Below are 12,551 nucleotides of genomic sequence, written 5' to 3'. Positions count from 1 at the left end.
ACTGAGGAGATCGCCATGTGGCGCTCTCCTCTTTGTGCGTATAAGGCCAAACATGTTCCAACAATACATTCATGACAATGTGCTACTGACCTCACCACTTGCTCAGCATCTATATCATACCTATGCTGCGCCTATGCCGATTATTGATTATCACAATCATCTTGATGCAAAAGATATCTGGTTAGACACCAAGCATAAAAACCTAGCTGAGGCGTGGCTACACAGTGATCATTACGTATGGCGCGCAATGAGAAGCAACGGTATAGCTGAGCACTACATTACAGGCGATGCCACTGATAGTGAAAAATTTGAGAGGTGGTGTGAGGCTATGCCCTATCTTCTCGGAAACCCTTTATATCAGTGGTCACATCTAGAATTAAAGCGCTTTTTCGACTGCGATTTACTTCTTAACCCAAGCAATTCTCACGCCATTTGGGAGCATTGTAACGAGACTCTAAAAACGACGGACATGAGCAGCCGCTCTGTATTGGAGAGGCTCAATGTCGATACGCTTTGCACTACCGACTCCCCACTTTCGGATCTTGAATATCATCAAAAGCTAAGACATTCGGACTTCTCAGTGAAGGTTCTACCCACCTTCAGAGCCGATGAGTTGGTTGGATTTAACAACACTCATAGCTTTTTAAACACGCTGAATCAGCTAAGCCAAATCACCAGTATCAAGATTGGCTCACTAGGGAGTTACATTGAGGCCATTGCAAGCCGAATTGAATTCTTTCATGAGATGGGATGCAGGCTTTCTGATATCGGCCTACCAAAAGTGTGTTATGCCAAGGGCAGCACGGGGCAATGCGAAGGCATTTTCCTCAAGTTAGTTACTGAACAACCGCTATCAGAAAATGAGATAGCCCAGTTAACCACTTACGTATTAAACAAACTTGGCAAGCTCTATCACAAATACCAATGGAGCCAGCAATTGCACATTGGTGTGCTTGCCAACGTGAATGAAAGACGCAAGCAACAGCTTGGACCTGGCACCGGCTTTACCGTTATCAATCATGACTTAGATATAGACGCGCTAGCCAAGCACCTTAGCGATCTGGATCGAGAGCATAAACTGCCGAAAACCATACTTTACAACCTCAACGCCAATCACAACCAACTGCTTAGCTGTCTAGCGGGTGCATTTCAGGGTGATGATGCCGCAGGCAAGATTCAGTTTGGCGCAGCATGGTGGTTTAACGACCATAAAGACGGCATGGAAGCACAGCTAACTAGCCTAAAAAACTTAGGAGCCCTAGGTCGATTTGTTGGCATGTTAACGGACTCTCGCAATCTATTTTCATTCAGCCGACACGAATACTTTAGACGTGTGCTGTGCAACTTACTTGCAAACTGGGTTGAGAATGGAGAGATCCCTTACGACCTAGAACTACTCAAGCAGACCATAGAAGGCATCTGCTATCACAATGCAAACAACTATTTTAAATTCAACGATATAGCATAGCTATTAAGGTATTTTGTCATGCTACAGTTTTCTGAATCAGAGATACAGGCAATCAAAGAGCGCGCTAGTGTCTCTATGATTGAAACGCTCAAAAACAACAATGATGTGGTGCTCAATCACGACACCTTAGTCCCTGAAACAGGCATCGCGACTTGGAATTTATACTATTTTTGTCCTGAGCACGGTGTGCGTCTTACTTGGGATCGTTACAAGCCCAAATCTCATTGTTGTCCTGTTGATGGTAAAGAATTCACTGGCGAACCATATGATGGTGCTTGGTGGCGCTGGCTTAATGGCCTAAACGCAAAAGCCTGTTATGACCTTGGTTTGTTATGGCAGTTGACTGGAGACAACCTGTACCTTGATAAAGTAACAGGGATACTTTTAGAGTACGCCAAATACTACCCTGATTATGAAGAGCATGGCGGTATTCCTTACAACGGCCCAGGCAAAGCTAACGCTCAAACCCTGTGCGAGGCGAACTGTCATCTAGACTTTGCGCGCGGATATGATTTCGTCAAAGATCAACTATCTACAGAGCAGCAGCAATATGTCGAAGATAGATTACTGCGTGAAGGTGCTGAGTTCTTAATGAAGCATCGCACTGCTCAGCTGCATAACCATGAGATGAAGATCAACGCGACGGTAGGCGTCATTGGCCTTATCTTAGATGAGCAAAGCTACATCGACTTTGCTCTAAATACCGAGTATGGCATTCACTACCAATTGGATCATGGTTGTACCAGTGAAGGCATGTGGTTTGAAGGATCGATTCACTACCACTACTACGCACTACAAGCGCTACTCAATTTCGAGAAAATGGCCTGCAATACGCCTTACTCTGTCAGCAGTAACGCTAACTTCTTGAAGATGCTTAAGTTCCCTTTAAGTCTAGTGCTTAATAATGGAGAATTCCCTCGCCTAAATGACAGTATTGATGGCCAGCAAAAGCTGACTCACGCTCACTTGTTTGAGTTTGCGCAAAGACAATATCCTTGTGAGTTATTTGCCAGAACGCTAGCAAGCATCTATCAAAACATCAGTCGCGATAATATTGAAGCATTACTCTATGGTGTGGATGAGCTGCCTACCGCAAAGCCATTGGCATGTCACACAGTTCATGCCAAAGAAGCTGGGATTACCTTAGAGTTTGATGCAAAGAATAATAATGCCGTACTTTTCAAGCACGCGCCTTATGGTGGTGAGCATGATCATTATGATCGCCTTGGTATCATTCTGACTCGCCAAGGTAAAGAGATCCTGCCTGATCTTGGCACCACAGGCTATGGCGCCGAGCTTCACTACGGCTATTACAAGAATACCGCAACCCACAACACGCTTGTTGTAAACCAGCACAACCAGTCACCGATTGATCCACAGCTGAACCATTATCTACAAGATGAAAAAGTGACCGTGATTGATGCACAAGTGGATTGGACACAAGAAGAGGCGAGCGTCGATAGTCACACTATCGTGCAGTGGAATTCTAAGAGCTATCAAGATGTTAAGTATCGCAGAGTGTTAATTTGGCTAGATAATCTATTGGTCGAACTGCATAAGGTTGAAAACCCACATCAACAACAGCTGGATCTTACCTATCATGTTCGCGGTGCGCATAAACACCCTCAGCAAATGGTAGCGGTAGACAATCCCTTGCAGGGGCCTTTAGCACGCATGACGCAGACTCATTTATCTGCGCAAGCTCAATCTCATAAACTGACTTATGAAATAGAGGAACAAGCCGATTATAGTCAGCACCTTTGGAGCAATCAGCCATGCCAAATTTTGAACGGCTATGCACCAGACAACCCAGCCATCAGTGATTTGGCTTACTCACTTGTTCGAAGCACCGCACCACAATTTAACGCTGTGGTTTTGCACGATTTGTCCGATGAGCAAAGTGTAGCTATTGAGCGTATAAAATGGGAAAAGGATCGTGTGAGCTGCTCTTTTGTAAAAGATGGGCAGGAGCAAACACTGAACTATGACTTAGCTTCATGTGCTTTTGACCACCTATAGTAAAAGTACTCCAGTAGGCCAAAAGGCTAGCAGATTGAACTGCTAGCCTTTATAAACTAATCCAATTTCAAGAACTGCCTAACCCTTGATGAATCAGGGTTGGTAAAGAACTTCTCCGGTGGATTCTTTTCTATCAAGATACCCTTTTCAAGAAACACCACCTGACTTGATACATTTCGCGCAAACTCCATTTCATGAGTGACCACTACCATGGTATAGCCCTCTTTTGACAGTTTTTGCATCACCAACAGAACTTCATCCACCAGCTCAGGATCTAGCGCCGACGTCGGTTCATCAAACAATAAAACCTCTGGCTCCATCGCAAGAGCACGAGCAATAGCAACACGCTGTTTCTGGCCACCAGAGAGCATACTTGGGTAGCTATCTAGCTTGTGTGACATCCCTACTTTCTCTAGCTGCACTTTAGCAATGGCTTCAGCCTCAGCTTTAGGCATTTTCTTCACATGCAATAAGGCTTCCATCACATTCTTAAGCACTGTGAGGTGTGGCCAAAGGTTAAACCCTTGAAAAACCATACCAATTCGCTCACGCATCTTTGCCAGGTCACGATACTTAAGAGGCTTATCGGTGTGTGGATTAATGCCTATACGTTCATCGCCAAGGTGAATAGTGCCTCGCTCAGGTTGCTCAAGCCAGTTCATACAACGCAGAAGCGTTGACTTTCCCGAACCTGAAGAACCAAGGATACTCACCACCTCACCTTTCTTAATGGTTAGATTAATATCTCTTAGCACCTCAATGCCATCAAATTGCTTGGATAGGTTCACAACCTTCACGATATCTTCTGCATAACTGACAACGACTGGCTCAGCGTGTTTAACGGGCAGTTCAACAACGGCCGCAACCTCTTCATAAGATTCAACGGTTTTGGTTTCTAATGTTTGATTAAGCATGGCTTAGCCCTCTTTCCTGAACTTTGTTGAGCGTAATTTTAGAGATCTGTTCAATGACAATACTGATCAGCCAGTACAGTGCGATAGCGACAATAAACGCATTGAGCGGGATGAAATAAGTCGATTGGATGCTATTGGCAGCAGCAGTGATCTCTCCTACCGTGATGATGCACAAGAACGCTGTGTCCTTGAGGCAGATAATCAGTTGATTGGCAATTAAAGGCACGGATTTAAACAGCACATTAGGTACGACTACGCGTGTGAAGATCTTAAACTTAGAAAAGCCGCAGGCTTGGGCTGCCTCGATATAACCAGAATCCAGTCCCTTTCTAATACCTCGAAAGATCTCACAAAAATAGGTGCCGTGATAAAGGCTTAATGAAACCAGTCCTGCGGTAAAGGCATCCATGCGGATACCCACTTGTGGCAAGCCGTAATACAACAAATAGGCCAAGATCAAAAAAGGTAAGGTGCGCATAATATTAATGCTCAATACGACACTACCCTTAAGCCACTTAGTGCCATTTTCCAATACATATAGCAGTGTAATGCCGAGTAGAAAACTCACTAAAGCGGCCACGATAAATAGTAGAACGGTATTGCCAAATCCCGAGACAAAAACGTCTTTTTGCTGCCAGATGATTTCCCATTCAGCCATAATTACTCCTTAATGTGATGGTATTAGCTCGCTAGATAGTCGGCTTTGCGTTCGGCTATTTCTTGCAACTTAATCAGCACACCTATGATGAACATGTACAAGACACCTGCACATAAGATTGGAACTAAAGGTTCGTAGGTCACAGCTGCGATGCGATTGGTTACGCGAGTCAAATCAACAACACCAATTACCGCAATAGCAGGGCTTCCCTTAATCAAAAATGACATCTCATTCACTAGAGCAGGAAGACTCATGATCACCATCTGCGGGAACATGATGCGTCTAAAGTAAGTCAGTCGCTGCATGCCAAGTGCTTCCGCAGCCTCTTTTTGCCCATTAGAGAAGTTAATAAAGGCGTTTCTCCATATCTCGGCGTTAAATGCTGAAGTGTTTAGGGTTAAGCACAAGATGGCAGAAAAGTGTTTGTCGAGATTGATACCGAAAGAGGGAAAAGAGAGAAAGATAAACAGAGCCAAAGTCACCAACGGAGTGGCTCTCGCCCAACTCACATATATCCCCAACACTTGGTTAATGATGGGTAACTCAGCCATTCTAACAAGGGCAATTACAAGCCCAATGACAACCCCTAAGGCAATCGACACCATCGATATCCATGCGGTTGTCCAAGCCCCTTGAAGCAATTGCATCCACGCGTAGTAATCCATATACACCTACTTGTCTGCTTGAATAATTGAAACGATTTTCGAAAGTAGGACCAAGGCTACGGCAGTGTGTGCTCTATTTTGGCCTTGGTCGCTACTGATTTGCTTTTACTGCTTTGCTATTTACTGTACGGCTGTCAATTTGTGGTATTGCTCAACAGAAACAATCGCTTCCGTTGGTAGGTCTTCAAATGACTCTCCAAACCACTTTTCTTGAAGCTCCGCTAAACGGCCTGTCTCTTTAAGGTGCGCGAAGAACTTGGTTAAGTACGCAAGTAGCTCAGGGTTATCTTTTGGAACAGGCCAGCTAACAAAGCCAGGCCCTGACACAGCTTCGCCTTTCTTAAATACTTTAGATTTGGCTTTGACGACTTCATTGACCGATACAACGCTGTTGATAACGTAGTCCACTCGGCCATTAGCAAGATCAGCGTAAGCCTCTGGGTAAGATTGATATTCAACGACCTTACCTAGGTCTTTACCCTGTGACTCAAGCATATCTTTTAGCTCAGGAAGTCTTTCTAAAAGTGCACTCCCTGCCTGTAAACCCACAGTTTTACCGTCAAGATCGCTAATCGTGTTGGTGCTGTCGTCCTTTGCTCTCGCGACGAAATAGTGTTGTGCCGAAGCGATAGGTGGCGTGAAATCAAAGGCTTTGAGGCGGGCATCAGTCACAATCGCCCCAGTTAACGCCAAGTCATACTGCCCTGCAGAAACAGAAGCCAACAGACCTGTCCAAGGCAGGATGTCTTGCTTAACCTCAAACTCAGAATAAGCGCGAAGCTCATCCAACAAATCCTTGTTGATACCAGTCGCCTTGCCTTGAGCAATGAAGTTAAATGGAGAGTAGTTATCTTCTGTTGCAACCTTCAAGCCATTGCTAGCAAACGATGGAATCCCATCTGCGAGTGCCAAACTAGACATACCTAGAGTCATCGTTGCTGCTGCGACTGCTACCCATTTTTTCAGTTTCATTCCCTGTCTCATAATTCATTCCTTGCTGTATTTGTGGACACCTTCACTTTAGAGACAGGACAAGGATGTGAGTTAGAGCCAATTTTGTAGGCCGATTGGGACAGCCTTGCAAAACAGCAAGATAATACTAAAGAGGTAGATTGGCTTACTTCTTGCACAGCTTAATGAAATGCAGTGAATAATAACCATAAAGAGGTTGGCTCAATGGCAATCAATTACAGCTGTTTCATAGAATTTGATTCGAAGAGAAGCTTACAAGAGCAGGTACGGGAGTACTTAGTAAAGGGGATACTTGAAGGGGTGTTCTCTGCTGATGAGGCTTTGCCCTCTTGCCGTAAGCTTTCTAGCCAGCTAAAGGTGTCACGTAATACGGTATCTCTCGTCTACGAAAGCTTGTCTGATGATGGATACCTGATCAGCAAGCCTAGAAGTGGTTACTATCTATCTGAAAAATATCGATTTAGATTGCAAGAGGTCGAAGATGAGCTGGATCATTTTGAGGCAGACAATCCAGCCAGCGCACCAAACTGGGCTAACCGATTAAAAGTATCTACCGAACGCTTTCCTCGTATCGTTAAACCATCACATTGGAGTTGCTATCAATACCCCTTCATTTATGGACAGCCTAGTATTAACGACTTCCCATTAGCTCAATGGCGTGAATCGGCACGCAAGGTCATTGCCGATCCACACGATCACGGCTGGCTTTGCGACAAAGTAGATAAAGATGTTGAGCTGCTTGTAGAACAGATACGCACACGAGTACTACCGCAACGAGGCATACACGCCAAGAGCGATGAAATACTGATCACTATTGGCTCTCAAAATGCCCTGTATCTGGTGTCACAACTTTTAATGGATAAAAAGACTCGTGTAGGTGTTGAGAACCCGGGATATAAAGAAGCGAACAATATCTTTGGTTTGGCTGGCGCGCAGCTACACCCGCATGCTGTCGATGAAGATGGCCTGAAACTGAACGAGCTCTCTTCCATGTGTGATTACTTCTATGTTACCCCTAGCCATCAAGCGCCAACTGGGGTAACCATGAGTAAAGCACGGCGTGATGAGCTACTCCAACAGGCGAGAGCCAATGATGCCATCATTATTGAAGATGATTATGACTCGGATAGTAACTCTGAATGGGCTCCTCTACCTGCACTCAAAGCGTTAGATAAAGACAATCGCGTTATCTATGTTAGTAGCTTCTCTAAAATACTCGCACCAGGGCTGCGCCTAGGCTACATAGTGGCACCCGAGGAGTTGATCTACGAGCTTCGTACATTACGCCGTCTAATGTATCGTCATCCCCCAAGCCGGGTACAGATGGAAATGGCACACTTTATCTCACAAGGTTACTACGACAGCTTTCTTCGTCGCTTTAAAGACAATACTCGTCAGCGCTGGCAAACCATTAATAATGCGGTAGAGCACTACCTTCCTGATTGTGCACGACTAGCAAAGAACAACTACAGCAACGCTTTGTGGCTTGAAACCCCAGATAAAATCAGCAGTCAACGACTTGCCTCTCGAGCCTCATCACACGGAGTTCTTATTGAGACGGGTTACTCTCACTTTATGGACAAGCAGCAATCTCACCCAGAAACCAATACCTACTTTAGGCTTGGGTTTCATGCCATAGATAAGGCGCTAATCACCCCGGGAATTGAACAACTCGCAAGAGTGATACAAGGTTAACCTCACCTAGTATTAAGCTTGATTCAATGCGCCAACGCCAAGACAATTGTCTTGGCGTTTTTTTGACTATTTTTTTGGGGCTAGGTTTTCCCAAAAAGATTAATCAAACTCAGCCAGTACTTGGCTAATAATTGCCACACCCTGAGCAATCTCATTTGGTTTGATGATCAATGGTGGCGCTACATGAATACGATTATTCACAATAAACGTCAGTAAGCCTTTTTCTGCGAACTTAGACTTCATTGAAGCAATCTTGCTGTTGCTCAGTGGTTCACGGGTTGCCCTGTTTTCAACTAACTCTAGCGCCCAAAACATGCCTTTGCCGCGAATATCACCTATGGTTTCGTGCTTCTCCATCAGTTCAATGAGCGCCGGACCCAGAACATTATTTCCGACCTCATCGGCATAGCGAACAATGCCTTCTTCTTCCATTGCATCTAGGGTAGCGACAATCGCTGACATCGCTAATGGATGGCCAGAATAAGTTAGGCCTCCCATGAAGAAATTACTCTTGAAGTACTCTGAAATCGGCTCGCTGACCACAACGCCACCAGCTGGTACATATCCTGAGTTAACCCCTTTGGCAAAGGTAATAAGATCGGGCACAACATTGAAGTGCTCGAACGCAAACCAGCGACCAGTACGACCAAATCCCACCATAACCTCATCAAAGATAAGCTGTATGCCATGCTCTGTAGCAAGATCGCGAACCCCTTGTAGGTAGCCCTCAGGAGGTAATAAGAAACCCGCTGTTCCAGGAATGGTCTCTAAGATAATCGCAGCTATCGCATTTGGTCCTTCGCACTCAATGACGCGTTTAAGGTGCTGCAATGCACGTTCACACTCTTGCTGCTCTGTTTGGGCATTAAACTCGGTACGATACAGATAGGGATTAAAAAAGTGCACATGCCCGCGGCTGTATTCATTAGGTACACGACGAAAATCACCGGTAGCCGCAATCGCTGATCCCGTATTGCCATGATAAGAACGGTAAGCTGAGAGCACTTTGTCTCGCCCCGTAAACTGCCTAGCCATACGAATAGCATTCTCATTGGCGTCAGCCCCAGCGTTAGTAAAAAACACCTTTTTAAAATTATCAGGGGCTCTATCTAGAATGCGCTTCGCCGCTTCGCCACGAGTCACATTTGCAGTAGCAGGAGCAATAGTAACTAAGGTTTCTGCTTGAGCCTTAATCGCATCGATCACTTTAGGATGTTGATGACCAATATTGGTATTGACTAGCTGGCTACTAAAATCAAGATACTGCTTTCCTTCAAAATCCCACAAACTGCACCCTTGCGCGCTCGCTATCGCTATAGGTGGCGCTGACTCTTGTACAGACCAAGAGTGAAATACATGTTTGTCGAGATCCACGACGTATTGATTTGATATCTCGGGTGCAAATCCATTCATTTAATTTCTCCTATGCGAACTCTGAGTTGTGCTGTTGATGTAGAAGTATCTTGTCGATAAACCAAGGGATAGGCGTAGGGTCAGTTTAAAAAAAACTATGGGTCAGGCGATGTTGTAGGCTCTGCCACAAATAATCTTAAAAACTGGCTCTATAGCGAAATCGAATGCCTGATTACATTGATGTCATCAACGAATGAGAATGGATTTTAAAATGGGATTAGCGGCAGTATTTGTATTCTTTGCCGGAATGATAAGAGGCTACAGTGGTTTTGGTTTTGCCATTATCGCGGCCTTGTGTCTCAGCTTTGTTTATTCTCCTTTTGAGTCTATTGCTATTGCCCTTACCCTAGACCTCCTGAGTAGCCTTTGCTTACTTTCAGGGATCAAACGAGAGATCAATAAACGACTGTTGGCTCTACTCACCGTAGGTATGTTAGGGGCAATTCCTATTTCTCTGCTGTTTATCTCTCAGATTTCTGCCCATCAACTAAAGATGATGATTGCGGGCTTCTCTTTTATTGCCGGCACTTTGATTATGCTGAACCTAAAGGTGTCTTGGCTGAATCAGCGTTATGCATTGCTCGCTGGTGCCGTATCAGGGTTTAGTATGACAACAGCCTCAGCGGGAGGGCCACCACTAGTGTTATACCTTTTAAATCTATCCCTAAATGCTCGCGAATTAAGAGCGACTGCCATTATATTTTTCATCTTTAGCTCATTGGCATCGCTAACTGGACTACTGTATGTGGATGCCATTTCAGCAGAGTCTATCCAATTTAGCTTATTGCTTTTCCCCGCCGCAGTCATTGGCAACATGGTCGGCAAGAAGCTATTTAGCAAATATCCAGATCCATCACCAAGAAAAACAATAGCGCCCATTCTTGTAATGTTGGCACTACTCATAATCGTATTTTAAGAAGGAACTCAGAATGAAAAAAATCGCATTTATCACGGGCGCAACCTCAGGTTTTGGCAAGGCTGCCGCACACAGATTTGCACAAGAGGGATGGTCATTGGTGTTATCTGGTCGTCGTATTAAGCGACTACTAGATCTGAAAGAAACGCTATCTGTGCCTGTACACGTCATGCAATTGGACGTTCGCGATGCTGACGCAGTGAAGCAGGCAGTAGACTCTCTGCCAGATGAGTTTTCAGCAGTAACAGCACTCGTTAACAATGCAGGCCTAGCCCTTGCACCACAAGGGGCTCCAGAGGTTGAACTATCCGATTGGCATACCATGATCGATACCAATGTGACTGGTTTGGTCAATGTCACCCATGCACTATTACCGACCCTAATCAAAACGGGAGCAGGCGCAACCATCATCAATGTAGGCTCCATTGCAGGTCAATGGCCTTACCCTGGAAGCCACGTATACGGCGCGAGCAAGGCCTTCGTTAAGCAGTTCAGTTACAACCTAAGATGTGATTTACAAGGTACTGGGGTACGCGTTACTGATCTCTCGCCGGGCATTGCAGAAACCGAGTTCACGCTAGTACGCACTAAGGGCGATCAAAGCGCTTCAGATAATTTATACCAAGGCACTACACCACTTAGTGCCGAAGATATTGCAGAGCAGATGTTCTACATTGCGTCACTACCGGATCACATCAACATCAACCGTGTTGAGGTCATGCCAACGCGTCAGGCCTGGTCTCCATTTGCGATTGATCGCGACTAATATAGATCGCAGTTAAACTTGTGGGCCCTAGGGCACTTAGTTATCAACCAGCATCGTCTGAATATCTTGAGCATGTGATAAGCAGTTGCTGACTAGGTGCCCTAAAGGCTCACTCATTTTATCTCTTTTGTAATAGATATACAGAGGCAGAACCAAGCTCACCTCTTCAATGGGCTTACACACGCAGTTTTTGTCAGCGATGAATTTTATGCACTGAGGCGCGATAGAAACCCCGAGCCCAGATGAGACTGAGGTGATAAGGTGTCTCATATTATCAGGGTGGAAAGTTACATCGAGAGAAAAGCCTCGTTCCTGACAGAGTAAGGTAATGTGTTCATACATTTCACTCCACTCTGTACGTCGAAACAATATGAACTTTTCATCCGCTAAGTCTTTAAGGCTCACTTTCTCACTGCTTGCCAACGCATGATTAGCAGGAAGAATCGCCACTAATTTGTCTGTATAAATTTTTTCCACATTGAATATACGACCATCAAGTTGAGGCTGACGCCTAGAGAATGCAATATCAATTTTATTCTCTATTAAGGCCTCTTTTTGCTCTTGTGCGGTCATTTCAAATAAGTGCGTCGTCACCTTAGAGTTATTCGACGAAAAATCCCCAAGGAGCTTAGGCAGGAAAAAGGAACAGGCCGTGGCCAAGTAGCCAATATTGAGCACCGACTCTTTAGACTCAAGCGCCTTACCAACAAGTTCCTTCACTCGCAGATCATTGGCTAAGATAGCTCGCGCTTCCGGTAATAAAACCTCTCCAGCAGCAGTCAACTCTACCTGATGCGTTGTTCGCAAAAACAGCTTAGTTCCCAACTCATTTTCCAAATCAGAAATATGGCGAGAAACGGTAGGTTGAACCGTATTTAACTCTCTTGCAGCAGCGGAAAAGTTCTTCAATTTTGCTACTGAAAGAAAGGTTTTGAGAGTTTTTATGTCCATAAAGCCTGTCATTCGATATTAGTATTATTGTTATACGATAATAATATTTCCACTCGATGATAAGCCTCCTTATGATGAAACGTGTGTCAGGTCTCAGACCTCAACTAATGTTTG

General features: G+C 44.8%; 11 protein-coding genes. 5 read left to right on the top strand and 6 right to left on the bottom strand.

The features are described from left to right. Positions 1 to 52: 52 nt before the first annotated feature. Entirely contained in the window at positions 53 to 1,468 is a 1,416-nt protein-coding gene (uxaC, locus tag OCU46_RS02950; protein ID WP_208733519.1) for a glucuronate isomerase, read from the top strand. Positions 1,469 to 1,486: 18 nt separating this feature from the next. After that, on the top strand, positions 1,487 to 3,487 hold the full coding sequence (locus tag OCU46_RS02945) for a heparinase II/III domain-containing protein (RefSeq protein WP_141269595.1): 2,001 nt from the start codon (positions 1,487 to 1,489) through the stop codon (positions 3,485 to 3,487). Between the two features lie 56 nt (positions 3,488 to 3,543). Here OCU46_RS02945 and OCU46_RS02940 read toward each other — a convergent pair whose 3' ends face one another. From OCU46_RS02940 to OCU46_RS02925, 4 genes are all read right to left on the bottom strand, one after another. Then, positions 3,544 to 4,401, bottom strand: coding sequence for an amino acid ABC transporter ATP-binding protein (locus tag OCU46_RS02940; protein ID WP_141269597.1), 858 nt, complete (start codon positions 4,399 to 4,401; stop codon positions 3,544 to 3,546). After that, on the bottom strand, positions 4,394 to 5,059 hold the full coding sequence (locus OCU46_RS02935) for an amino acid ABC transporter permease (RefSeq protein ID WP_141269599.1): 666 nt from the start codon (positions 5,057 to 5,059) through the stop codon (positions 4,394 to 4,396). The genes OCU46_RS02940 and OCU46_RS02935 overlap by 8 nt, the downstream gene beginning before the upstream one ends. 23 nt (positions 5,060 to 5,082) lie before the next feature. Beyond that, positions 5,083 to 5,724, bottom strand: coding sequence for an amino acid ABC transporter permease (locus OCU46_RS02930; protein WP_141269601.1), 642 nt, complete (start codon positions 5,722 to 5,724; stop codon positions 5,083 to 5,085). A 120-nt stretch (positions 5,725 to 5,844) separates the two neighbouring features. Further along, entirely contained in the window at positions 5,845 to 6,708 is an 864-nt protein-coding gene (locus OCU46_RS02925) for a transporter substrate-binding domain-containing protein (protein ID WP_141269603.1), read from the bottom strand. A 192-nt stretch (positions 6,709 to 6,900) separates the two neighbouring features. Here OCU46_RS02925 and pdxR point away from each other — a divergent pair, with 192 nt between their 5' ends. Then, positions 6,901 to 8,391: a MocR-like pyridoxine biosynthesis transcription factor PdxR gene (gene pdxR / locus OCU46_RS02920; RefSeq protein WP_141269838.1), complete on the top strand. Its 1,491-nt coding sequence runs from the start codon at positions 6,901 to 6,903 to the stop codon at positions 8,389 to 8,391. Positions 8,392 to 8,490: 99 nt separating this feature from the next. Here pdxR and OCU46_RS02915 read toward each other — a convergent pair whose 3' ends face one another. Beyond that, positions 8,491 to 9,804 carry an aspartate aminotransferase family protein gene (locus OCU46_RS02915; RefSeq protein WP_141269605.1) on the bottom strand — a complete coding sequence of 438 codons (1,314 nt, stop codon included), beginning with the start codon at positions 9,802 to 9,804 and terminating at the stop codon, positions 8,491 to 8,493. Between the two features lie 211 nt (positions 9,805 to 10,015). Between OCU46_RS02915 and OCU46_RS02910 the strand changes: the two genes are divergently transcribed. Both OCU46_RS02910 and OCU46_RS02905 read left to right on the top strand, forming a co-directional pair. Further along, entirely contained in the window at positions 10,016 to 10,720 is a 705-nt protein-coding gene (locus tag OCU46_RS02910) for a sulfite exporter TauE/SafE family protein (protein ID WP_141269840.1), read from the top strand. A 13-nt stretch (positions 10,721 to 10,733) separates the two neighbouring features. Continuing rightward, a complete protein-coding gene (locus OCU46_RS02905) occupies positions 10,734 to 11,486 on the top strand; it encodes an SDR family NAD(P)-dependent oxidoreductase (protein ID WP_141269607.1) in 753 nt (250 codons plus the stop codon). A 36-nt stretch (positions 11,487 to 11,522) separates the two neighbouring features. Here the strand turns inward: OCU46_RS02905 and OCU46_RS02900 are convergent, their stop codons facing one another. Further along, on the bottom strand, positions 11,523 to 12,437 hold the full coding sequence (locus OCU46_RS02900; protein WP_141269609.1) for a LysR family transcriptional regulator: 915 nt from the start codon (positions 12,435 to 12,437) through the stop codon (positions 11,523 to 11,525). Between the last annotated feature and the right edge of the window lie 114 nt (positions 12,438 to 12,551).

It is taken from the genome of Vibrio comitans (assembly GCA_024346835.1).
GTDB lineage: Bacteria > Pseudomonadota > Gammaproteobacteria > Enterobacterales > Vibrionaceae > Vibrio > Vibrio comitans.
Note: the sequence above shows the minus strand (reverse complement) of the source record. Positions and strands in the feature narration are given on the sequence as shown.

Coding starts and splice junctions, on each gene's coding strand:
- uxaC (WP_208733519.1), top strand. CDS start 53: ATGTTCCAACAATACATTCATGACAATGTGCTACTGACCTCACCACTT.
- OCU46_RS02945 (WP_141269595.1), top strand. CDS start 1,487: ATGCTACAGTTTTCTGAATCAGAGATACAGGCAATCAAAGAGCGCGCT.
- OCU46_RS02940 (WP_141269597.1), bottom strand. CDS start 4,401: ATGCTTAATCAAACATTAGAAACCAAAACCGTTGAATCTTATGAAGAG.
- OCU46_RS02935 (WP_141269599.1), bottom strand. CDS start 5,059: ATGGCTGAATGGGAAATCATCTGGCAGCAAAAAGACGTTTTTGTCTCG.
- OCU46_RS02930 (WP_141269601.1), bottom strand. CDS start 5,724: ATGGATTACTACGCGTGGATGCAATTGCTTCAAGGGGCTTGGACAACC.
- OCU46_RS02925 (WP_141269603.1), bottom strand. CDS start 6,708: ATGAGACAGGGAATGAAACTGAAAAAATGGGTAGCAGTCGCAGCAGCA.
- pdxR (WP_141269838.1), top strand. CDS start 6,901: ATGGCAATCAATTACAGCTGTTTCATAGAATTTGATTCGAAGAGAAGC.
- OCU46_RS02915 (WP_141269605.1), bottom strand. CDS start 9,804: ATGAATGGATTTGCACCCGAGATATCAAATCAATACGTCGTGGATCTC.
- OCU46_RS02910 (WP_141269840.1), top strand. CDS start 10,016: ATGGGATTAGCGGCAGTATTTGTATTCTTTGCCGGAATGATAAGAGGC.
- OCU46_RS02905 (WP_141269607.1), top strand. CDS start 10,734: ATGAAAAAAATCGCATTTATCACGGGCGCAACCTCAGGTTTTGGCAAG.
- OCU46_RS02900 (WP_141269609.1), bottom strand. CDS start 12,437: ATGGACATAAAAACTCTCAAAACCTTTCTTTCAGTAGCAAAATTGAAG.